This window comes from Mesorhizobium zhangyense, assembly GCF_011045115.1.
Classification (GTDB): Bacteria; Pseudomonadota; Alphaproteobacteria; order Rhizobiales; family Rhizobiaceae; genus Mesorhizobium_M; species Mesorhizobium_M zhangyense.
This window is the reverse complement of sequence record NZ_JAAKZG010000004.1, coordinates 448,523-470,794: the sequence shown is the minus strand read 5'-3', so window position 1 is coordinate 470,794 and position 22,272 is coordinate 448,523. Positions and strand designations below refer to the sequence as shown.

General features: G+C 62.7%; 17 protein-coding genes. All 17 read left to right on the top strand.

Annotation, left to right across the window (positions count from 1 at the left end; translation table 11 throughout):
• Positions 1-144 precede the first annotated feature (144 nt).
• The 17 genes from G6N74_RS12010 (at position 145) to G6N74_RS11930 (ending at position 22,068) form a co-directional block, all read left to right on the top strand.
• The gene (locus G6N74_RS12010; protein ID WP_205826640.1) at positions 145-753 is read left to right on the top strand and encodes a hypothetical protein; all 609 of its coding nucleotides are present in this window, start codon (positions 145-147) and stop codon (positions 751-753) included.
• A gap of 11 nt (positions 754-764) precedes the next feature.
• Positions 765-2,174: a CsgG/HfaB family protein gene (locus G6N74_RS12005; RefSeq protein ID WP_165117540.1), complete on the top strand. Its 1,410-nt coding sequence runs from the start codon at positions 765-767 to the stop codon at positions 2,172-2,174.
• A gap of 151 nt (positions 2,175-2,325) precedes the next feature.
• Positions 2,326-7,143, top strand: coding sequence for a beta strand repeat-containing protein (locus G6N74_RS12000; RefSeq protein WP_165117538.1), 4,818 nt, complete (start codon positions 2,326-2,328; stop codon positions 7,141-7,143).
• Between the two features lie 246 nt (positions 7,144-7,389).
• The gene (locus G6N74_RS11995) at positions 7,390-7,914 is read left to right on the top strand and encodes a YbjN domain-containing protein (RefSeq protein ID WP_246245729.1); all 525 of its coding nucleotides are present in this window, start codon (positions 7,390-7,392) and stop codon (positions 7,912-7,914) included.
• A gap of 129 nt (positions 7,915-8,043) precedes the next feature.
• The gene (locus G6N74_RS11990) at positions 8,044-8,676 is read left to right on the top strand and encodes a hypothetical protein (RefSeq protein WP_165117534.1); all 633 of its coding nucleotides are present in this window, start codon (positions 8,044-8,046) and stop codon (positions 8,674-8,676) included.
• A gap of 168 nt (positions 8,677-8,844) precedes the next feature.
• Positions 8,845-9,858, top strand: a complete 1,014-nt coding sequence (tauA, locus tag G6N74_RS11985; RefSeq protein ID WP_165117532.1) for a taurine ABC transporter substrate-binding protein — start codon at positions 8,845-8,847, stop codon at positions 9,856-9,858.
• Between the two features lie 103 nt (positions 9,859-9,961).
• Entirely contained in the window at positions 9,962-10,735 is a 774-nt protein-coding gene (locus G6N74_RS11980; protein ID WP_165117530.1) for a taurine ABC transporter ATP-binding protein, read from the top strand.
• Complete coding sequence (locus tag G6N74_RS11975; protein WP_165117528.1) at positions 10,732-11,622, top strand: ABC transporter permease subunit; 891 nt, start codon at positions 10,732-10,734, stop codon at positions 11,620-11,622. Before G6N74_RS11980 ends, G6N74_RS11975 begins: the two co-directional genes overlap by 4 nt.
• A 23-nt stretch (positions 11,623-11,645) precedes the next feature.
• The gene (gene ssuD, locus G6N74_RS11970) at positions 11,646-12,818 is read left to right on the top strand and encodes an FMNH2-dependent alkanesulfonate monooxygenase (protein ID WP_165117526.1); all 1,173 of its coding nucleotides are present in this window, start codon (positions 11,646-11,648) and stop codon (positions 12,816-12,818) included.
• Positions 12,815-14,260, top strand: a complete 1,446-nt coding sequence (locus G6N74_RS11965) for an FAD/NAD(P)-binding protein (RefSeq protein ID WP_165117524.1) — start codon at positions 12,815-12,817, stop codon at positions 14,258-14,260. Before ssuD ends, G6N74_RS11965 begins: the two co-directional genes overlap by 4 nt.
• 162 nt (positions 14,261-14,422) lie before the next feature.
• On the top strand, positions 14,423-15,517 hold the full coding sequence (gene sfnG, locus G6N74_RS11960; protein WP_165117522.1) for a dimethylsulfone monooxygenase SfnG: 1,095 nt from the start codon (positions 14,423-14,425) through the stop codon (positions 15,515-15,517).
• A gap of 121 nt (positions 15,518-15,638) precedes the next feature.
• On the top strand, positions 15,639-16,559 hold the full coding sequence (locus G6N74_RS11955) for an ABC transporter ATP-binding protein (protein ID WP_165117519.1): 921 nt from the start codon (positions 15,639-15,641) through the stop codon (positions 16,557-16,559).
• Entirely contained in the window at positions 16,559-17,455 is an 897-nt protein-coding gene (locus G6N74_RS11950; protein ID WP_165117847.1) for a branched-chain amino acid ABC transporter permease, read from the top strand. The genes G6N74_RS11955 and G6N74_RS11950 overlap by 1 nt, the downstream gene beginning before the upstream one ends.
• Before the next feature lie 3 nt (positions 17,456-17,458).
• Complete coding sequence (locus tag G6N74_RS11945) at positions 17,459-18,505, top strand: branched-chain amino acid ABC transporter permease (RefSeq protein ID WP_165117517.1); 1,047 nt, start codon at positions 17,459-17,461, stop codon at positions 18,503-18,505.
• Between the two features lie 84 nt (positions 18,506-18,589).
• Entirely contained in the window at positions 18,590-19,927 is a 1,338-nt protein-coding gene (locus G6N74_RS11940; RefSeq protein ID WP_165117515.1) for an ABC transporter substrate-binding protein, read from the top strand.
• A 72-nt stretch (positions 19,928-19,999) separates the two neighbouring features.
• On the top strand, positions 20,000-20,791 hold the full coding sequence (locus tag G6N74_RS11935; RefSeq protein WP_165117513.1) for an ABC transporter ATP-binding protein: 792 nt from the start codon (positions 20,000-20,002) through the stop codon (positions 20,789-20,791).
• A gap of 29 nt (positions 20,792-20,820) precedes the next feature.
• Complete coding sequence (locus G6N74_RS11930; RefSeq protein WP_165117511.1) at positions 20,821-22,068, top strand: SfnB family sulfur acquisition oxidoreductase; 1,248 nt, start codon at positions 20,821-20,823, stop codon at positions 22,066-22,068.
• The last annotated feature ends 204 nt before the right edge of the window (positions 22,069-22,272 follow it).

Sequence of the window (22,272 nt, the reverse complement as noted above, 5' to 3'; positions counted from 1 at the left end):
CGACTGGTGGGTGACTGCAGTCGTACCAAGGTACATTGGGTGGGTGGAATGCAGATGAGCAAGTTTGGCGGAGACAGCGGGCTCCGCCTTTTGGGACGGCAATCGCGACGGTTGAGAGTGACCGGACGCATGGAGAAACTTTTGGTGGCCGGCTTGGTAGCCGTGGCCTGCAGCGTTCAGCCGATCGGCGAAGCCCTTGCCAACGGCTGGTACGAAAGCCGTCCATGGCAGTTCGATACCTCTGCGGACAAGGCCAACAAGGCGGCCGTTGTCGACATGATCGAGCGCAAGAAGGGCGGTTACTATGACGGTTTCTCGACAACGGTGAACAACTACAACAACACCAATGTCGGCACGCAGATAAACTGCAACAACGTTGCCAGCGCAACCGGCAATGAGGCGGCCAACAGCCAGGTTGCCAATTCTCCGACGGTCACCAATACGTCGGGCGTGAACTCTTCTGCCACTGGCAACGAGGCCAACAATTCAGGCGGAGGCACTGCCGGAGGCGATGAGCCGGGTGTCAGCAACGGTCAGGAGAATTCCGGAACCGTAACCTCGGGCGTGACGGGCTCGACGAGTTCCTCGGCTTCCGGCCCGATCAATGGCGGGCCAAGCACGCAGGGACTGAACAACACGCAGACGAATTCCGGCACCCAGCAGGCCAGCATCAACGGCAGCACTGCCTGCGACATGACGGGAAGCACCGTCAAAGGAAACGTCAATTCCGCCATCAGCGGTCCGCTGAATTGAGGGTCGCAGAAATGGTATCAAAACTCCTGAGCTTTTCAGCTCCTCTCGTCGCGTCGCTGGCCCTGTCCGGCTGTGTCACCGAGGTTGCCGATATAGGCAGTGTCCGGAACCACCCCAAGGAAGCATCGGTGATCTACACCTCACCAGTGCGCAACAGCGCGACGCCTCTCAGCAAGTCGCTCGCCTGTTTCGGCGACAAGATGAAGGCAGCCGGCAGAAAGCCGCTGGGCATCGCGATCGGCGACGTCAAGGATTATACCGGTAAGCAGGGCCAGGACGAGGGTTTCGCCATCACCCAGGGCGGCGCGTTGATGGCCTATTCGGCGCTCGGCAAGATGGGACCGGCCGTTCGCGTTCACGAGCGCTTCGACACGCGCATCGCCGAAGCTGAGCTTGTCTACATGAACCAGCGCCAGCTCGGCGACGGCCAGTCTCATTCCGTTGATGACCCGAACACGGGTGGCCGGTCCAGCGTGCCGTGGAAGCCCTATTTCGGAGGGACCATACGGCAGTCAGACTATTTCATTGTCGGTGGTGTGACCGAGCTCAACTACAACATCCAGTCGGGCGGAGCCGAGGTCGCGGTCGGCAATGTCGGTCCCAAGGCGCGGCGCTATACGATGAACATCGCCGTCGATCTGCGGATCGTGGGGACGCAGACCCTGATGGTTTACGACACCGTCAGCGTCGAGAAGCAACTGACAGGCTATGAAGTCGGCGTCGGCGTCTTCCGCTTCTTCGGCAGCAACCTCTTCGACATCAATGTCGGTACGAAGAGCCAGGAACCGCTCCAGCTCGGCGTGCGCACGGCCATAGAGGCGGGCGTGCTGCAACTGGTAGCGTCAGTCGCCGGTGTAAATCCCACACCCTGCTTCCCGCCGGAGCTTGGGCCTGCCAAGTGGGATGGCGCGAACGCGGCCGCTGTTCATGCTGCCGCCAGACAGGAGCTCGCGCAGCCATTGCCTCCGCCAGCGCAGCCCGTCGCGCCGAAGCTCGGCTATGCCGAGGAGGAAAAGGGAAACAAGGCCGTCACTGCGAAGGTCGAGGAAATCCAGGATCTTAAGACGGCCAGTATTTCCGACCGCAGCGCTTCACCAAGCGGTGGGGAATATGCAGTCATCTTTGCCAGTGGCCAGGACAAACTCGACGATACGTCTTCCGCCACGATGGAGCAAGTCGCCTCGCTCGTGAAGAGCGGGCGCAGCGTCAACCTCACGGTCAGCGGACGCGATGCCACCGAACTGACTGCCGACGGGCGGACGCAACTTCACGAGGCCCGGATGAAGGCTGTCGTCATCGCGCTGATGCGCCACGGCGTCTCCAGGGGCGACGCCCGTGTCTTGTGGCGTGCATCGCAAACGCCGGTGCTCGCATCGGCAGCCGGCGGTGTGCAGGAAATCGCTAGGATCAGGATCGGGTGACAAGCCCCGGTTCGCAGGAATGCCGGGTTTGGGCTCCGGAAAACCAGTTCGTCCGAAGGACAGCTGCCACCAGAAGATCAGGGCGGGTTCGTCCCGCGTACCTGACCACGATCAAACTCGCAAACGTTCAATTCAATCTCAGGAAACGACCATGTCAAACAAGATGAAAACGAAGTCCAGGCTGCTCGGCAGCGTCGGAACGACGGTGCTCGCAACCATGATCGCCAGTGGCGCGCATGCCGGCGGCATCACCATCGACGATACGCTCGGCGTCAATGTCCGCGGCAGCCAGACGATCACGGGAACGCTCGACCTCGTCAACCCGATCAACGCAAACAGCGGAGCGGTTGGTGCTACGATCTCCGGCGTTTCGGCGGGCATCTCGCGGGACGGAACACAGATCGGTGTAACGGAAACCGTGTCCGGCAACCGCATCAATGCCAGCGCGACCGGCAACCGCTTCGCCAATTCCATCGATCTGTCCCTGGTGCAAAACGGCGTCAACGATGGCGCGGCTTCACTCGGCGTTGCGCGCAACCAGACCGTCGATCCCGACGGCGGCGTCGCCACGGTGACCAGCCTTGTGCAGGGCAGCAGCTTCTTCGTGGACGACCTGGACTTCCAAAGCGGGTCCGTCTCGGCGATCGGCAACACGATCTCCGCCGCCACGGCGGTCAACGAAGGAAGCACCAGCCTTGCCGGCAATGTTCCGACGACCTTTGTTTCCGTGACAGCCGGTTCTTCGAACCTGGCATTCCCGGATGGCGACGGTGACGGCAATCTGTTTGCCTCGACGGGATCGCTGGTCGCCGGTTCGGTCCAGCAGAACCTTGAGGGCGGTCACAGCGCGGCAGTCACCGGCAATGCAATCGGCCTGTCGCTGGCTTCGACGGACGACTACACGCTCAGCGGTAGCCCGGCGCTCGACGACAACACGATCAGCGCCACGCTGAAGGGCAATACGGCTGGCAGCACGATCGATATCGGATCGGCAGACGCACCGAGCTTCAAGGGTTCCGCCGCCGTCACGAATCTCCAGTTGAACACGCCGGGCTTGTCGGATGACTCGGCCGCGGAGAATCTGGGCTCTCAAATTGCAGCCATCATCACTGGCGATGCGGCGGATGCTCTTTACGAACTCGAAGGCGGGCTTTCGGTCAGCGGCAACCGCATCTCGAGCAGCATCACCGGCAACGAAGCACTTGGCGCTACCACCGGCTCCGCGGGTAACCGCATCCTGCTCGGAGACGGTCTGTTGTTCGCCGGCGCGGGGGGTGATGGAGCCGGGTCAACCACGTCCTATACCAGCGGCGGCGTCGAAAGCGCTGTTGCAGCCGATCTCATCATCCACAACAGCCAGGGCAATCAGGGCGTGTCGGCAACTGAGCGGCAGAGCTTCTCGGCGACGACGGCGGGTGGACAGGTTCTCGCTACGGTACAGTCGATCGACAACGGATCGGTCGCACAGTCGGCCGACCGGGTGACGGTAGCGGCTGCTGGAAATGCGGCGTCCAGCGCGCTGGCGAACGGACAGAATGCGGCCTCGTTCGAGGGCACGGTCGCACTCGCCAACCAGCAATCCAACCACAACACCGATCTTTCCGCGGCCAATACGGGAGCGACGATCGCCGCCGCGACAGGCAATGAGGGCGGAGTGACCCACAACAGCTCGATCGGCGTGACCGGCAACCGCATCGCCGCGACCGGCTATGGCAACGATGTCAGTCAGTCGGTCGATCTCGATGCAACGATCCTGCTGGCCGGCGCCGGCAATGTTTCACTGACCGGCGGCACCGCCTCGCAGGGCAATGTCTCGGTTTCCGGAAACGTCACGATCAGCTCACTTCAGAGCGGTTATGGCAGCAACCTCACTGTTACGAATTCCGGATCAGCGATCCGGCTGAATGCCGACTCGCAAGGATCGGAGCTGAACGGAACCAGCGTTCTCGGCAGCACGCTCACGGTGGGCACAAACGCCCAGGAAGCCATTGCGCTCGGCAATGCTGCCGGCAACGCGCTTTCGCTTGAGGGAACCACGGTCGGTTCCGGCGCCGGTATCGCCAACGTCCAGATCCTCGACGGCAATTCAGGCGTCTCCGCCACTCTTGCTCAAGCGGGCACGGAGCTGACGGCGGGCACGGATGTCGATGGCAGCACGCTTTCGGTGACCGGAAACACGCAGCGCGCGATCGGATACGGCTCCTCGGCGGCCAATGCTCTGTCCGTGTCTGCCAATGCTATCACGGTTGGTGAAGCGGATGCGCCTCTGGCATCGGTCATCAATGCCGCTCAGGCCGGCGAGCTTCCGTTCAGCAATACTGTCGGCGGCCAGCCGGTCGTCAACGCGGCCTATGGCATACTCAACGATCAGTCGAGCCGCGCGGATGTCACCGCCAATGCCGACGGCGGCCAGATCGGTCTTGCTGTGGAGGGAGACCTGCGGCAAAGCTCGGCGCGGAACGAACTTAACGCTATCGTGGCCGCGGCTTACGGCAACGACGCGGCAAGCGCCATCGCCATCGATGCGGGCAACGTCGGCATCGATATTTTAGAAGAGGGCGAGGGTGCCGCAGTCGCCAATGTGACGAACACGCAGGCAGTGGCCGCCGACATTTCGGCGACCGCGAGCGGTGAGAACGTGATCCTGGCCTCCGTGGATGGAGATGTCATTGGCTCCTCGCTCTCAGCTGCGCAGAACCTCATCCAGGCTCTCGTCTATGGCAACAGGGCGACGGACAACAGCGTGACGGTCACCGGCACGAATATCGAGGCGGCAGGCGACGGCCGGGGCGGAGTCACCTTCGACACCGATAGCGGTGCACTTGCCGCGAATGCTTCGTTCAGCGTGCAGAATGCACAGTCGGCGCAGGGGTCGGTTACGGCCTCGCAACTCGACGATCCCGACAGCCCAACCACCGCGGCGGGAATTCTCGTTTCGGCGCTGGGCGACATTTCCGGCTCATCGGTTGCGGCTGACGGCAATCGCTCGCTCGCGTCGGCAACTGCCAACAGCGCCGCCAACGCTCTGTCGATCGATGTCAACAGGCTCGCGACCACCAGCGGCGTGCAGAACTTCCAGACCGCCGGCGCGGATGTCACGGCACTGATCGGTTTGCCGGGGACACCGCCCACGCCGGGCGCAGCCGAAGACACGTTCGGAATCGCGGTCACTGCCGACAATCCGGAGGATCTCGACGGCACTATCTCGGGAAGCCTCGTGACACTCCAGGGAGGCACGCTGCTCTTCCCCGTATCGAGCCTCAGTTCCGGACAGGTCGATTATCTGACCGCCAATGGCTGGACGATCTCCGGTGGCAATATCAGCGGTCCGGCAAGCTTGCTCGGCACGATCTCGGTCGGTGACTACGCAACGCTGCAGGGCGGCGGCACCGCAAACCTCTCCTATACTATCCCGGCAGTGTCGGCGACGGCAGGCACTCCCAACCAGGGTGGCGTGACGGTGGCGGTGGGAGCCGATATCGCAGGTTCGTCGGTCTCGGTGTCCGGCAATGTCACCGCAGGCTCGGTGACTGGCAACGCAGCGTCGAATGCGCTGAAAATCGCAGCGACCGACATTTCCACCGGCAGCGATCTGGCGGCATCGACGGCGGGCTCGCTTTCGGCTGATGTCATAGGTGCGGTGGCCGATCATGCACTTTCGAATGTGCAGGAAGTATCCTACGAGGAAGGCGCTGCTTACATCGCTTCCCGCGTCCATGGTGCATTCGCCATCGACGCAACCGAGGGTGCGACGATCGCCGACTCTTCGCTGAATATCTCGGACAACACCCAGAGCGCGACGGCGGTCGCCAATACGGCAGGGAATGTGCTGAGCCTGGACGGCACCAACATCTCGGCCGGTTCGGCGCTTGCCTCCGACCAGTGGGGCGATGCCATTGTCGAAGCGTTCTCGAACCTCGAAATCTTCGCTCCCGCCGCCGTCAGCGGGTCGTCGGTCGAGATTTCGGGCAACACCAACACGGCGCTGGGTGTGATCAACGACGCGACCAACACGCTGAGCGTGACCGGAACCAATATCGCTTCGCTCAGCACGGCAGGTGAGGTGGTGCTGTCGGGCGATCTCGTCAGCGGCCTGTGGAGCGCGACGGGCGATCATGTCCTGAGCAATCGCCAGACCGCCTACACGGCGGTGGAAGCCAGCGCCATCACGCAGCTCTACAACGAGGACAGCATTGCTGCCGAAACATCGGGGCTGAACAACAGCTCGCTGACGGTCAGCGGCAACCGCACGGTCTCGGAAGCTTCCGCCAACCGTGCGGACAACAAGCTGACGCTGGACGCAGCCTCAACATTGTCGGCTAATGGCGGCATCGTGAACCGGCAGGACAGTGAAGCTGCGGTATCGGCCCTGTCGGCCACGCTGGCCGGGGTTGCGCTTGCAGGAGATGCCACTTCGGCCGCTCTCGACAACAGCAGCGTCAAGGTCGACGGCAACAGCACGACGTCACTGGCCCGCGGAAATGCCGCCACCAATGTCCTGAATGCGGTTGCCGGCAGCAGCTACGGTGCATCCACGGCTGGAGCGGGCAGCTCGGTAGGAGCCGGGGGACTTGAGGCCCGCGCCAATGCCGCCGTGCTGAACGGACAGACGAACAGCGGCAACGTTTCTGCGGTGAGCATCGCTACGGTCTACGCCGTCGCGCTCAACGGGACGACCGGCATTGCAAATGGGTCCGTCTCCGTTTCCGGCAACCAGATCGCCAGCGAGGCCTATGGCAACAGCGCCGTGAACAAGGTGTCGCTCAGCGGGCTGAACACCGGCACGTCGTCGGCAGCGGTGAGCAGTTATCAGGCGAATTCCGGGGCGATCACCGCTTCGGTCACGCAGGCCGCGCTCGGTGTGACGGGATCTGGAATGGTCGGCGGCAGCTCGCTTGGCGTCAAGGGCAACACCATCTCCGCCAACGCCGTCGGCAACAGCGTGTCGAACGCGATCAGCCGGAACTGACGTCATCGCACCCATTCGGTCTGCCCCCGCCCGAGCAGACCGAAGCAGGCGCAGGATTATCCTGTGCGACTGAGGAAGGGGAGGAACACCCGCCCAAGAGGTTCCTCTCCTTCCGAAGTTTTCATGGATCGTAGATCCAGGTCATGGCCACGTTGCAATCGAGGCTTGCGCCATACCGACAGTCAAATCCGCAAAACGATTGATCATTAAAACGCGTCCGCGTGGCGCTCGTGAAAGAACAGGACGATGCCCGACAAATTGGTCTCCAGGATAACCCGCGGACTTCTCGCCGAAATCCTTGGCGAGTGCGGATGGAAGGTGACGCTTGAGGGAAACGACGAGGCGCCTCGGATTGCAAGCGCCGTCAACGGCGTCAACTTCAACATCCATTTCGGTACAAGATGCACTGATGGAGATGGCTGGACGGATTTTACCGTCTCAGCTCCCTTTGCCATCGACGAAGAGATTTCCTCCGTTCTCGGTGCCTTCTGGAACCGCCGCAATCGATTTGCCCGGGTTTATCGCACCGACAAACAGCTACTGATCGAGATGGACGTGATCGTGGCCGGCGGCGTGAGCCGCGATCATCTGAAATATCAGTTCGCGGTCTGGAATGATCTCACTACTCTGTTCTTGCGGCACCTCAAGGCGGACCACGCCGTGCTGGCCCGCCAGAGCGCCGCGAGGGCGGCGGGTCTGGAAAGTGCTGGAACAGCGCCGATCACACCGAAGGCGATTGCTTCGACACCGGTCGGGACACTTTCTGCCTGAAAGGCTGTTGCGTTTTCAGGCCGATCGGCCGGTTGTGTGATTGCTCGTTCCGGTGTGACAGCACTCCCCGGAACGATATTGGGTGAGGCAGTCCAGTCCCAGTCAGAGAACAAGGAACGAAGAAACGAGATGCTGCGAAACGAACCCATCCACCCGCTGCTCGTGTCCAGGAAACCAGCCTACCTTATTGCCTCCTTGGTGGTCATTGTCGGCTTGGTCGGCCTCGCTTTCGGCTACTCCACACTGACCGGTCGGCCGGCGCCTATGCCTGTTGCGGCAGCCGGCGCGCAACCGGGTGACGATTCCGTGCGTTCCGCATCGTCCGTCGATCTCCGCAATACGATCTCGCGGCAGGCGTCGGAATGGGGTGTGAGGACGTGCCTGCCGCAGATCGCACTGGTATCCGATTTCCTGACCGTAAATCGAAGCTATGCGGCCTTGTCGCAACGGGTCGACGGCGCTGTCGATGCAGAAGCATTCACATCGACCATCGCAGCACGCGATCCGCAGGGAATCGAGACCGTCTCCACCTTCGTATCGACGCCGGTCGGAGAGAGTGGATGCAACTCGTCCTATCAGGCCGTCGCATCATTTGCGGTGTCGTGCGAGGTCGCGCACCGGGAGTATTTTCCCAGCTTTAATGAGCCTCTTTCTTTCAGTGATCGTGTCCGCGCCTACACCAACGGCCAGGAAAGTCATCTTTTTCTGTTGCCCATCGGCGATATCGGCTGCACTGCAGTCAAGACACAGACTCTCTATTGAGGGGTAGCCACCCTGCGGTGTGCCATCAACGACTTTGGCTTGGCGGAGTCAGGCGAAAGCAGAAATTTCTCGAATGAGCTGATATTTGGAATAAACTAACTCTACAGATCTTGTAGAAATTCGCAGTCTGCATGGGCAATCTGATGTCCAACGTGACAGGAACAGTCCATGCAGATGATTTCCCGCCGCTCGCTTCTTGCCGCGACCACGGCTCTTATCGCCTTTGCCAGCCACGGCGTTGCAAGCGCCGAGGACCTCAAGCTCACCATTGCCTATCAGACGGTCGTCGAGCCGTCGAAGATTCCGCAGGCCGACGGCGTCTATGAAAAGACCCTCGGTGCCGCCATCGACTGGCGCAAATTCGACTCCGGCGCTGATGTCATTGCGGCGATCGCTTCGGGCGCGGTCGATATCGGCTATGTCGGGTCGAGCCCGCTGGCGGCTGCCGCCAGCCGCGATCTGCCGATCCAGACGATCTACGTGGTCGGCCTTATCGGCGAGTCCGAAGCATTGGTTTCCCGCAATGGAGCGGGAGTCGAGAAGGTCGCCGATCTTGCCGGCAAGAAGGTTGCCGTGCCCTTCGTTTCGACCACGCATTACAGCCTGCTGGCCGCGCTGAAGCATGAAGGTGTCGATCCGAAGTCGGTGGAGATCCTCAACCTGCGTCCGCCGGAAATCGCTGCGGCCTGGGAGCGCGGCGACATCGATGCTGCCTATGTCTGGGATCCCGCGCTCGGCCAGATCAAGACCAGCGGCAAGGTAGTGACCGACTCAGCCCAGGTGGCCGCCTGGGGCGCACCGACTTTTGACGCCTGGATCGTGCGCACCGATTTTGCCGAGAAACACCCTGAAGCCGTGCGCGACTTCGTCAAGGTCACCGGTGCTTCTTATGCCGACTTCCTGGCCAATCCCGGCGCATGGTCGTCATCGTCCGAGCAAGCCGGCAAGATCGCCAGGCTGACGGGCGCAAAGGTCGAGGACATTCCGGTTCTGCTGAAGGGCTATGTCTTCCCGACGCTAGCCGAACAGGCGTCGGACAAATTCCTCGGCGGCGAGACGGTCAAGGCCGTGACGGCGACCTCCGAATTCCTCAAGGAGCAGGGCAAGATCGACGCTGTCCTGCCGGACTACAGCAAGTATGTCACGGCGAAGTATGTGACCGACGCGCTCGCTTCCAACTAGTCCTTCGCCCCACGTGGCGAAGCCCGGCCTGTCCCGACCTTTCATAGGTCGTGGCAGGCGTCGGTGCTGGCAAGGAAAGCCTGAACATGGCTGCTCATCCAAGATGACGAAACTGACGCTGGACAATGTTACTGTGCACTATGAGGGCCAGCCTCAGCCCGCCGTGGTAGATACGTCGCTATCCGTCGCGTCGGGCGAGTTCGTGGTGCTGACGGGGCGTTCGGGCTGCGGCAAGACCTCGCTGCTCAATGTTGCCGCCGGGCTGGTTGCGCCCGCCGGGGGCAGGGCGAGCGTGAATGGGCTGCCGATTGCAGAACCCGGCGCCGATCGCGCCGTGGTGTTTCAGAACGATGCGCTGTTTCCCTGGCTGACCGTGCGCGACAACGTTGCCTTTGCGTTGCGCATGCGCGGCGTGCCGGAAGCGGAGAGGCGCGACCGTTCCGATGCCGTGCTTACCCAGGTCAAGCTCGAGGGGTATGGCGACAGAAGGATATGGGAGCTTTCCGGTGGCATGCGCCAGCGCGTCGGCCTGGCGCGGGCGCTCGCGGCAGAGCCCGATTTCCTCCTGATGGACGAGCCGCTCGGCGCGCTCGACGCGCTGACGCGCGAACGCATGCAAACGCTGCTTCTCGACATCTGGGCGGCAAGCGGCGTCGGGGTGCTTATGGTTACGCATGGCATCGAGGAAGCGCTGCTTCTGGCCACGACAGTCTTCGTCATGGCGCCCGGTCCGGGGCGCATCGTCAAGCGCATCGAAGCCGATTTCGGGCGGCGCTACGCAGCCGGTGAACCCGTGCGCTCGATCAAGGCGGACGCCGTATTCGTTCTGGCTCGTGCAGAACTCGCCGACGCCATTTTTGAGGGAGAGCTTGCATGACGCTCACCACCGGCAGGGAATTGCCGATCACCGGCCTGCGCCCCACCGGCGAACCGGTCGCGGTCTGGATAGGCGACGCAGACCCGACTCAGGACCAGTCGAACCAGTTGCGGCTGAGGCCGCCGGTATCGGCGCGCACGGTCAGCTTCATCACGGTCGCCGCACTTTTGCTCGCATGGTCGCTGGCGGCCCATCTGCAACTCGTCTCGCCGGTGTTCCTGCCGTCGCAATATGCCGTGGCTGCCAAGCTGGTTTCGGTCGCCCAGAACGGCTTTGTCGACGCGACGCTCCTGCAGCATCTGGCCGCGAGCCTCGGCCGTGTCTTTGCAGCGCTCGTCGTCGCACTTGCGGTTGGTATCCCGGTCGGGATCGCCATCGGTGTCAGCGTTGTTGGCCGGGGCATTTTCGATCCGATCCTCGAATTCCTCCGGCCGATCCCGCCGCTCGCCTATCTGCCGCTCGTTATCATCTGGTTCGGCATCGGCGAGCCGTCGAAGATACTCGTCATCGCGATCGCCATGATCGCGCCGATCGCTCTGTCGGCGGCCAGCGGTGTGCGCGGCGTCAGCCAGGAGAGGGTCAATGCGGCGCGCGCGCTCGGCGCCTCGCGCGCGCAGGTGATCCGCCATGTCATCCTGCCAAGTTCGCTGCCGTCGATCCTGACCGGATTGCGCATCGCGCTCGGCGCAGGCTGGACGACGCTGGTCGCCGCCGAACTGATCGCCGCCACGCGTGGCCTCGGCTTCATGATCCAGTCTGCCGCCCAGTTCCTCGTCACCGACGTCGTCATCATGGGCATCTTCGTCATCGCCGGTGTCGCCTTCGTGCTCGAATTCGTCATCCGCCGCCTCGAAGCCGCGCTCGTACCGTGGGCCGGCCGGGACTAGCGCCGACCAGTAAAGGAAGAGCCATGACCATCGACATCCCCGATCGCATCAAGGTCTTGTGGTTTCTGCCGACGCATGGCGACAGCCGCTATCTCGGCTCGACGGAAGGGGGCAGGGCGGTCGATCTGCCCTATCTGACCCAGATCGCCAAGGCCGCCGACACGCTGGGATATTATGGCGTGCTCCTGCCGACCGGGCGATCTTGTGAGGATTCCTGGGTCATCGCTTCCGCGCTGGTGCCGCTGACCGAAAGGCTGCGCTTCCTTGTCGCTGTCCGGCCCGGTCTCCAGTCGCCGACCTTGGCCGCGCGCATGACATCGACGCTCGACCGGATCTCCAACGGGCGTCTGCTGATCAATGTGGTCACAGGCGGCGACCCCCTCGAAAACAAGGGTGACGGAATATTCCTGTCGCATGCCGAGCGCTATGAGGTGACGCAGGAGTTCCTGCACATCTACAAGCGGGTGCTGTCCGGCGAGACGGTCGAGCATCGGGGAAAGCACTTCCATATCGAGGACGGGCGGCTTCTGTTTCCACCGCTCCAACAACCCTATCCGCCGCTCTATTTCGGCGGATCGTCCGACGCGGCGACGGTTGTGGCCGCAGCCGAGATCGACAAATATCTGACCTGGGGCGAGCCTCCCGCAGATGTAGAACGCAAGCTGGATGACGTTCGCGAGCAGGCGCAGAAGGCGGGACGCAAGGTCAGTTTCGGAATACGCCTTCACGTTATCGCCCGGGAAACGACGGAGGAAGCCTGGGCTGCAGCCGACAGGCTGATCAGCAGACTTGACGACGCAACGATCGCTTCTGCCCAGCAGGTTTTCAGTCGGATGGATTCGGTCGGTCAGTCGCGGATGAGCGCGCTGCATGGCGGAGAGCGTGCGAAGCTCGAGGTGTCGCCCAATCTTTGGGCCGGCGTCGGCCTTGTGCGCGGCGGTGCCGGCACCGCGCTCGTCGGCGATCCCGATACGATTGCCGAACGGATCGACGAGTATCGCCGCCTCCGCATCGATACGTTCATACTGTCGGGTTACCCGCACCTCGAAGAGGCCTATCGTTTCGCCGAGCTTGTGTTTCCGAAGCTTCCGACCGATCACGCGACAAAGAGTGCGAATGCTGCCGTCAACACGGGGCCGTTCGGAGAAACCATCGCCGGCGACCATAGACCGAAGCCGGTAGCCAGCGCATCGTGAACGTTCTCGTTCGCTCCGGGCGACCTCATGTCGTCATCATCGGCGGCGGATTCTCTGGTGCTGCGGTCGCCTTGCATCTGGCCCACGCTCACGGTCCCGACGATCTTGAAATAACCGTCATCGAGCCCCGCTCGTTCCTCGGTGGAGGCGTTGCCTATTCGAGTGAGGAGCCGGCTCATCGCGTCAATGTCCCGGCGACGCGCATGAGCATGTTTTCCGACGATCCGGATCATTTCGATCGATGGCTTTCGGCAAACGGAGAGCTCGATCGCGACCGTGAGGCGCTGTGGACGAATGGCGATGCCTATCCGCGCCGCCGCGTCTTTGGCCGTTATGTCGAAGCGCAGCTCCATCCCTATCTCGTCTCGGGCCGCGTGCGCCATGTCCGGGCGCTTGCAACACGGGTCGAGAAAGCGGCAGCCGGCTGGACCGTTGCGACAGAGCATGGCGGGAGGCTCGCGGCAACGTTCGTCGTCCTTGCGGTCACGCACCCGGCGCCGGCCGTCCCGCAAGCACTGTCCGATATCGCGCATGCGAGCGGCTTCGTCGCCAATCCTTATGCGCCAGATGCGCTTGCGAACATCGGCGCGGCCGCCAAGGTTCTGATAGTCGGTTCCGGCCTGACCTCGGCCGATATGGTCGCCGAGCTCGACCGCAGGGGACATAGTGGCGATATCCTCGCGATTTCGCGTCACGGGCTCAGATCGCGCGGTCATCCGGCGAAGCGATACGAGCCATTCGGCGATTTCGCCGCCGATCCGGCTCGAACGGCGCTCGAACTGCTTCGGCGCGTCCGCGCAACCGTGCGGGCCGCGTCCGGCTCAGGCGGTTCCTGGCATTCCGTCTTGGACCGGCTGCGTAGCGACGGCCTCGTCATTTGGTCGGCGCTTTCGCCCGAGGAGCGTTACAGGCTGGTACGGCGTCTTCGTGTCTTCTGGGATGTCCATCGGTTCCGCATCGCGCCGCAGGTCGAGGCCGTTCTGGAGCGTCGCCTGTCGGAAGGTTTCTTCGCCAACATTGCTGCCAGCCTTGTGGCCGCAAGACGCCAGGGCGATTTGCTTGCCGTCAGTTTTCGGCGCCGCGGACAAAGGGAGATCGAGACGCTTCGTTTCGATGCGGTGATCAACACGACCGGGCCGGCACATCGCACCATTCTGGAGCAGAATCCGGCTCTGCGCGGTCTTGCCGATCACGGCATCCTGCGCCTCGACCGCTACGGCCTGGGACTGGAAACGAATGGTGCAAGCCGGGCAATTTCGAGCGATGGCGTGCCGGTGGCGACGCTTCTGGTTGCAGGTCCGCTTGCAAGAGGGGCGTTCGGCGAGCTGATGGGATTGCCGGAAGTTGCTTGCCATGCGCAGGCGGTCGCCGCCGAAGTCGGCACCATGCTGGGGCGGAACGCCGCCGGCATCAACGGCCTCGGGAAGGCTGATCAAGGCTGAAAATCAGCCTGATATGCGGCTGTGCGACTTTGGAATGCGCTTCTCAATCCGATCCGAAAAACGCCAAATCGTCCTTTGTATATAAAATCTACAAACATAATAAATATTCGAAACCCGGCTTTCGTCGGATCGTGCAACGGGCGGGTCACTCAGGAGTTCGTAATGTCTTATACCGAACGCGACGCAGTAAAATTCGCCTATTGGGTGCCGAATGTTTCGGGTGGCCTGGTCATTTCCGACATCGAGCAGCGCACGAACCATTCGGCGGAATACAACCGAAAACTGGCGCAGATCGCCGAGAAGGCCGGGTTCGATTACGCGCTCAGCCAGATCCGCTTCACCGCCGGCTACGGCGCCGACGAACAGCATGAATCCGTGTCGTTCAGCCACGACCTGTTGGCCGCGACGACCACGCTCAAGGTGATCGCCGCACTCCTTCCCGGGCCATGGAATCCCGCACTTGCCGCCAAGCAGATCGCGACGATCAGCTACCTGACGAACGGCCGCGTGGCGGTGAACATCGTCTCGGGATGGTTCCGCGGCGAGTTCCATGCCATCGGCGAACACTGGCTCGACCATGACGAGCGCTACCGCCGCTCGGAAGAGTTCATCCGGGCGCTGCGCGGCATCTGGACGGAGGCGAGCTTCACTTTCCGCGGCGATTTCTACCGCTTCAACGACTATTCCCTGAAGCCGAAACCCGCCACGCCGCTGCCCGAGATTTTCCAGGGCGGCTCCTCGCGTGCCGCACGCGACATGGCCTCCCGCGTCTCGGACTGGTATTTCACCAACGGAAATACGCCTGCCGAAATCGCCAGGCAGGTGGACGACATTCAGGAAAAGGCGCGGGCGAACGGGCATTCCGTGCGGGTCGGCGTCAACGCTTTCGCCATCGTCCGCGAGACCGAGGAAGAAGCCAGATCGGTGTTGGCCGAAATCATCTCAAAGGCCAATCCTGAGGCGGTGAACGCCTTCGGCCATGAGGTCAAGAACGCCGGCAAGGCCTCGCCCGAGGGCGAGGGCAACTGGGCCAAATCGTCCTTCGACGATCTCGTTCAGTATAATGACGGCTTCCGTTCCAACCTGATCGGCACGCCCCTCCAGGTCGCTGAACGCATCGTCGCCCTCAAGCACGCCGGCGCAGACCTGATCCTGCTCGGCTTCCTGCACTTCCAGGAAGAGGTGGAATATTTCGGCAGGCGCGTGATCCCGCTCGTCCGCGAGCTCGAAGAGGCAAAGGTCCTCGCCGCCGAATAGGCCTGACTGCCGCCCTTGGGGACGAGGGCGGCTCCGCATTTCGACCGAAAGACGCATCGTGTCCGCACAAGCGGACGGCGAATGGCAACGTGCGGTTTCCGCGCGATCAAGGACGCTTGGAATGTCGATGGCAAACTACGCATTCGAGGTTTCACAGACCTCGGCCTATGCGCCGGAAATTCTCGAAGGCCTTTCCAGCGCGGAGCGGCGGGACGACGCAGCGTCTGCGCCTGTCCGCGACGAAAGCGATCTGTCGACGGGTCTGGCACTCGAAGACATCAACCTGTCCTTCGGCGGCGTCGTGGCGCTTGCCGGTGTGGACCTCTCCATCAAGGCCGGCGAAATCCGCGCGATCATCGGCCCGAACGGGGCGGGCAAGAGCTCGCTGATCAACGTCATCAGCGGCGTCTACCGTCCGGAACGCGGGCATGTCGTGCTGAATGGTGTGCGCTACGCCCAGGTGCCCACGCAAAAGCTCGCCCATCTCGGTGTTGCCCGGACATTCCAGAATCTTGCCTTGTTCAAGGGTCTCAGCGTACTCGACAATGTCGTTGCCGGCCGCGCCCACACGGTCCGGTCGAGCTTCGCCGGCCAGATTGTCGGTACGCCGCTCTCGCGCCGCGAGCGGCGTGACTCGTATGACCGCGCTATCCAAATTCTTGATTTCCTGCATCTCGGCGGCGTTCGCGACCGCCTTGCCGGCACGCTGCCATATGGCTTGCAGAAGCGCGTCGAGCTGGCGCGCGCGCTGGTCGCCGAGCCGCGTCTCCTTCTGCTCGACGAGCCGATGGCCGGCATGACGGCGACCGAAAAATCCGAGATGGCGTCTTTCATCCGCGCTGCGCGCGACCGCTTCGGCATGACGGTGGTGCTCATCGAGCACGATGTTGGCGTCGTCATGGAACTCTCGGATCGAATTGCCGTCCTCGACTACGGGCTCAAGATCGCCGACGCCACGCCTGCCGAAATCCGCAGCGACCAGCGCGTCATCGACGCCTATCTCGGCGTCGTCTCCGAAAACGAGGACGGTGGCGGCATATGATGGCAGATTTCGATTACCTCTTCTTCATAGAGGTGCTGGTCGGCGGGCTCCTGTCCGGCGTCATGTATTCGCTCGTCGCGATCGGTTTCGTGCTGATCTACAAGACTTCGGGCGTGCTCAATTTCGCGCAGGGAGCCATGCTGCTTTTCGCGGCGCTGACCTTCGTCAGCCTCGTCGAGCGCGGCGTGCCTTTCGCCCTGGCGTTCGCTATCACCTTCGCGGCGATGGTGGCGATCGGCATCGCCATCGAGCGCACGGTGCTGAGGCCCTTGACCAACAAGCCACCGATCACGCTTTTCATGGCGACGCTCGGCCTCTCCTATATTCTCGAGGGCGCTGCCCAGCTGATCTGGGGCACGCAGGTTCATGGGCTCGACCTCGGCATCGAAGACCTCCCGCTGGAAATAGGCGGCGTCTTCATCAGCCAGTTCGACATCTTCGCCGCCGCGGTCGCCGCCGGCATGGTGCTCTTGCTTTCGCTGTTCTTCCGCTACACCCGCATAGGCCTCAGTTTCCGCGCGGTGGCCGACGACCAGTTCGCGGCGCTCGCCGTCGGCCTGCGCCTGCCGTTGATCTGGACGACGGTCTGGGCCGCCGCCGGCCTCGTGGCGCTTGTCGCCGGATTGCTTTGGGGCGCGCGGCTCGGCGTCCAGTTTTCGCTCTCCCTCGTCGTCCTCAAGGCGTTGCCTGTGCTCGTGCTGGGCGGCTTCGATTCGATCCTCGGTGCCATTGTCGGCGGCCTGCTGATCGGCGCCAGCGAGAAGCTCGCAGAGGTCTATATTGGCGGGTATTTCGGCGGCGGCATCGAAACCTGGTTTGCCTATGTCGTAGCGCTCGCCTTCCTGCTTATCCGGCCCGCCGGCCTGTTCGGCCAGAAGCTCGTGGAGAGGGTCTGAGCCATGTCGGCACTTGCAACCGAATTCACCGTCGCGCCGACCCTTCCGAAATGGGCGGCTCCGGTTCTCGTTCTCATAATCGCCTATGGCGTCGTGCCCTTCGTGGGCACGAGCTACCTCTTCGAAGCCATACTGCTGCCCTTCCTGGCGCTGAGCCTTGCCGGGCTCGGGCTCAACATCCTCACCGGTTATGCCGGCCAGCTGTCGCTCGGCAGTGCGGCCTTCATGGCCGCCGGGGCATTCGCCGCCTACAATTTCAACCTCAGGGTCGAGGGCCTGCCGCTCGTCGGCAGCATCATTCTCTCTGGCCTTGTGGCAGCGGGGATCGGTATTGTCTTTGGCCTGCCGAGCTTGCGTCTGCGAGGCTTCTACCTGGCGGTTTCGACGCTTGCGGCGCAGTTTTTCGTGCAATGGGCGCTGACCAAGTTCAGCTGGTTTTCCAACAACTCCTCGTCGGGCGTGATCGACGCGCCGACACTGTCGATCGGCGGGATCGTCTTCAGCGGCGCTGCCGGGCGTTATCTTTTCTCGCTAACGATCGTGACCGTCATCACCTTCCTCGCCTACAGGCTGGTGATTTCCCAGACGGGGCGCAACTTCATTGCTGTCCGGGACAATGAGACGGCGGCACGCATCATCGGCGTGCCGGTGCTGCGGACAAAACTTCTCGCCTTCGCCATCTCGTCCTTCATCATCGGGGTCGCCGGCGTGCTCTGGGCCTTCGCCTATCTGCGCACCGTGGAGCCCGCCGGCTTCAACCTCGACCGCTCGTTCCAGATCCTCTTCATCATCATCATCGGCGGGTTGGCCTCGATCCGGGGAGCCTTCTTCGGCGCGGCTCTGATCGTGGTCTTCCCTCTGGTCCTCGCCCGGCTCGGGAGTTTCCTGCTCGGCGACATCTTCGATTCAGGCGTGCTCGACATGAGCCAGCGCATCGTGCTGGGCGCGCTCATCATCCTGTTTCTGATCCTCGAACCGGATGGCCTCGTGTCGCTCTGGGACCGGATACGAAGACGCCTCGGGTCGGCGCTTCGGCTGACCCGGAGATAGACGGAGCAAGCGCTCCGAACGGAATTTGTACCTGAAAATGAACATCGGACCGAAACCGGGACGATCCAATCAAGGAGTGTATCCATGACCATCATAAGCAAGTTCAAGGCGGTGGCGCTGTCGGCGGCACTCTCCCTGTCGGTGGCATTGCCCGCCGCCTATGCCGACGAGCAGTATTTTCCGCTGCAAAGCTATCGCGTCGGACCTTATGCCGCCGGTGGAACCGGCTTCTTCGGCGGCTTCATCGACTATCTCAACCTGATCAACACGCGCGACGGCGGCGTCAACGGCGTCAAGCTGACTTGGTCGGAAGGCGAGACGCAGTATGAGGTCGAGAAGGGGGTCGAGGTTTACGAGCGGCTGAAAAGCAACCCGGGCGTCGCTGCCTGGAACCCGCTGTCAGTCGGCATCGCCTACGCCATGATCGACCGCATCACGCAGGACAAGGTGCCGCTGATCACCATCAACCACGGCCGCACCGATTCCACTGATGGCCGTGTGTTTCCCTATGTCTTTCCGCTGCTGCTCAATCCCTACAGCGAAACCTCGGGCATCGTGAACTACATCGCCTCGAAGGAAGGCGGGCTCGAAGGCCTCAAGGGCAAGAAGATCGTGGTGCTCTACCACGGCTCGCCCTATGGCAAGGAAACCATCCCGATCTACGAACTGCTTGCCCAAAAATATGGCTTCGAGCTGCAGCAGATCGAGGTTCCGCATCCGGGCAACGAGCAGCAGTCGCAGTGGCTGACCATCCGCCGCGCCAAGCCCGATTTCGTCGTCTTGCGCGGCTGGGGCGTGATGAACCCGGTGGCGCTCAAGACGGCGGCCAAGGTCGGCTTCCCGGTTGACCACATCGTCGGCAATGTCTGGTCGAACTCGGAAGAGGATGTGATCCCCGCCGGCGACGCTGCCAAGGGCTACACCGCCATCACCACGCAGGCTTCGGGTGCCGAGTATCCGGTGGTCAAGGAGATCGTCAAGACGGTCTACGACGCCGGCAAGGGCAATCTGGAAGACAAGAAGCGCATCGGCTCGGTCTACCACAATCTCGGCATCGTCAACGGCATCCTGAATGTCGAGGCGATCCGCATCGCCCAGGAGAAGTTCGGCAAGCGCACGCTGACCGGCGACGAAGTCCGCTGGGGCTTCGAACATCTCAAGCTCGACCCGGCCAAAGTCGAGGCGCTCGGCGCCAAGGGTCTGTTCCACTCGATCAATGTGAGCTGGGACAACCATGAGGGCGAGGGCTACGTGACCTTCCAGCAGTGGGACGGCGCGAAATGGAACGTCGTCTCCGACTGGATCGCCCCCGACTGGGCGCTGCTGCGGCCGATCATCGAGAAGTCTTCGGAAGCCTATGCGGCCGAAAAGGGCATCAAGCTGCGTACCGCCGAAGATGCGGACGCCGTCTCCACCAACTGATCGACAGGATGGACGCCGGGGTTTTTCCGGCACCCATCTTCCTCATCGCCCCAGGCGAACGGAAGAATCTCCATGGCCAATGACGACATTCTTCTCTCGGTGGACAATGTTCACGCCACCTATAACCACGCCATCACCGCTCTTCACGGGGTGAGCTTTAAGCTGCGCCGCGGGCAGATACTTGCCTTGCTTGGGGCAAACGGTGCGGGCAAGACGACGACGCTGAAGGCCGTCTCCAACCTTCTGCCGGCCGAACGCGGGCAGGTCAGCGCGGGCACGATTCGGTTTGAGGGTGTCGACGTCGCACGCCGGCGGCCGGGCGATCTCGTCCGTGCCGGGCTGGTCCAGGTGCTGGAAGGCCGCCACTGCTTCCGCAGCCTCACGGTCGAGGAAAATCTCGTGTCCGGCGGTATCGGGCGCAGCGCAAGCGGCGGCGAGATCAAGGCGGACCTCGAACAGGTCTATGGTTATTTTCCACGCTTGAAAGAGAAGCGGCGCACGCTTTCCGGCCTAACGTCAGGTGGTGAGCAACAGATGACAGCGATTGGCCGTGCGCTGATGTCGCGTCCGCGCCTGCTCGTGCTCGACGAGCCTTCGATGGGGCTCGCCCCGCTCGTGGTCCAGGATATTTTCCTGACGCTGCGCAGACTCAACCGCGATGCCGGCCTGACCATCCTGGTGGCCGAACAGAACTCGGCAGTCGCGCTCAAATATGCCGACGAGGCCACGGTTCTGGAAAACGGCGTCACCGTTCTTGCCGGCTCGGCGACTGAGCTCAGGCAGCGCGAGGACGTGCGCGCCTTCTACCTCGGCCAGAAGCCCCAGCCGCTCGCAGAGGCCACTCCCATTCCTGCCGTCGCCTGACCGAAACACCCCAGACAAGGAAACCAGCCATGACACTTTCCACCGTCAAGACCGACAAGGCCTCCGCCGCCGTTCCGGCCGTCGCAAGGCCAGCCGCGCCTGCCCATATCATCAAGGACGACGCCGAGGCGCTGTCGATTGCGCGGAAACTCGCATCGGACTTCGCCGTGGATGCCGCCAAACGCGACCGTGAGCGCATCTGGCCGCAGGCCGAGCTCGACGCCTTTTCGCAGAGCGGCCTCTGGTCCATCAACGTGCCGAAAGCTTTCGGCGGCCCGGAACTGTCCTATGCCACTTTGGCAAAGGTGATCGAGATCATCTCGGCAGCCGACTCGTCGATCGGGCAGGTGGCGCAGAACCATCTTGGCGTGGTCGCGGCCATCCGCACCGTCTCCGATATCGAACAGCAGAAGCTGCTTTTCGCGGAAGTTCTGAAGGGCACGCGCTTCGGCAATGCCTTTTCCGAGTTCGGCTCCAAACGCGCAGCCGACTTCGAGACACGTTTCGTCGACGCTGGCGACGATGTGATCGTCAACGGCCAGAAATTCTATTCGACCGGCGCACTGCTTGCCCATCTGGTTCCGATAGTTGCGCTCGATGACGAGGGCCGCGCCTGGTATGCCATTGCCGACCGCGCGGCGCCGGGCCTCACCGTGATCGACGACTGGTCGAGCTTCGGCCAGCGCACGACGCTGTCGGGCACGGTCATCATCGACAACGTCAAGGTGCCGAAGACCCATCTTGTGCCGGGCTACAAGGGTTACGACAAGCCGACTGCCGACGGCGCGATCTTCCAGATCATCCAGGTGGCGGTCGATACAGGCATTGCTCAGGCCGCAATCGACGAGACGGTCCGGTTCGTGCGGACGAAGAGCCGTGCCTGGGTCGACAGCGGTGTCGACAATGCCTGGGACGATCCCTACACGATCCAGGCCATCGGCAGCCTGACGCTGAGGTTGCACGCGGCCCAGGCCCTGCTTGAAAAGGCCGGCCTGGCCATCGACCGCGCTGTCGCAAGTCCGACAGCCGAAGCCGTTGCCGAAGCGCAGATCGTAACTGCCGAGGCAAAGATCCTGTCGACCGAAATCGCGATCGAGGCGACCAACAAGCTGTTCGAGCTGGCAGGCACGCGTTCTACGCTTGCCGAGCACGGTCTCGATCGTCTCTGGCGAAATGCCCGCACGCACACGCTTCACGACCCGGTGCGCTGGAAATATTCGATTCTCGGCAAGTATTTCCTCAACGGCGAAAACCCGCCGCTGCACGCCTGGAGCTGACATCTCCAGCCAGGCCTTGGCAACCAAATCCCGCGCAGTCAGGCGTCAGGCAGGCTCCTCCCGCGCCGTGTACCGTTCCGCCGGTATCCACGGTTATGCAGGCACCATGCCGGGCACCGGCTGCCGTATACGTCTAGCCATCAAGCAGGCGAAGCGCAGCCCGGTCGCTCGCTCCACCACGATCGCCAGAAGCGCTGAGGTGAG

What these genes read in the sequence shown, in the direction of transcription:
- G6N74_RS11990 (WP_165117534.1), top strand. Translation starts at nt 8,044, where the DNA reads ATGCTGCGAAACGAACCCATCCACCCGCTGCTCGTGTCCAGGAAACCA.
- ssuD (WP_165117526.1), top strand. Translation starts at nt 11,646, where the DNA reads ATGACCATCGACATCCCCGATCGCATCAAGGTCTTGTGGTTTCTGCCG.
- G6N74_RS11935 (WP_165117513.1), top strand. Translation starts at nt 20,000, where the DNA reads ATGGCCAATGACGACATTCTTCTCTCGGTGGACAATGTTCACGCCACC.
- G6N74_RS11930 (WP_165117511.1), top strand. Translation starts at nt 20,821, where the DNA reads ATGACACTTTCCACCGTCAAGACCGACAAGGCCTCCGCCGCCGTTCCG.
- G6N74_RS12005 (WP_165117540.1), top strand. Translation starts at nt 765, where the DNA reads ATGGTATCAAAACTCCTGAGCTTTTCAGCTCCTCTCGTCGCGTCGCTG.
- G6N74_RS11955 (WP_165117519.1), top strand. Translation starts at nt 15,639, where the DNA reads ATGTCGATGGCAAACTACGCATTCGAGGTTTCACAGACCTCGGCCTAT.
- sfnG (WP_165117522.1), top strand. Translation starts at nt 14,423, where the DNA reads ATGTCTTATACCGAACGCGACGCAGTAAAATTCGCCTATTGGGTGCCG.
- G6N74_RS11950 (WP_165117847.1), top strand. Translation starts at nt 16,559, where the DNA reads ATGGCAGATTTCGATTACCTCTTCTTCATAGAGGTGCTGGTCGGCGGG.
- tauA (WP_165117532.1), top strand. Translation starts at nt 8,845, where the DNA reads ATGCAGATGATTTCCCGCCGCTCGCTTCTTGCCGCGACCACGGCTCTT.
- G6N74_RS11945 (WP_165117517.1), top strand. Translation starts at nt 17,459, where the DNA reads ATGTCGGCACTTGCAACCGAATTCACCGTCGCGCCGACCCTTCCGAAA.
- G6N74_RS11995 (WP_246245729.1), top strand. Translation starts at nt 7,390, where the DNA reads ATGCCCGACAAATTGGTCTCCAGGATAACCCGCGGACTTCTCGCCGAA.
- G6N74_RS11980 (WP_165117530.1), top strand. Translation starts at nt 9,962, where the DNA reads ATGACGAAACTGACGCTGGACAATGTTACTGTGCACTATGAGGGCCAG.
- G6N74_RS12000 (WP_165117538.1), top strand. Translation starts at nt 2,326, where the DNA reads ATGTCAAACAAGATGAAAACGAAGTCCAGGCTGCTCGGCAGCGTCGGA.
- G6N74_RS11975 (WP_165117528.1), top strand. Translation starts at nt 10,732, where the DNA reads ATGACGCTCACCACCGGCAGGGAATTGCCGATCACCGGCCTGCGCCCC.
- G6N74_RS11940 (WP_165117515.1), top strand. Translation starts at nt 18,590, where the DNA reads ATGACCATCATAAGCAAGTTCAAGGCGGTGGCGCTGTCGGCGGCACTC.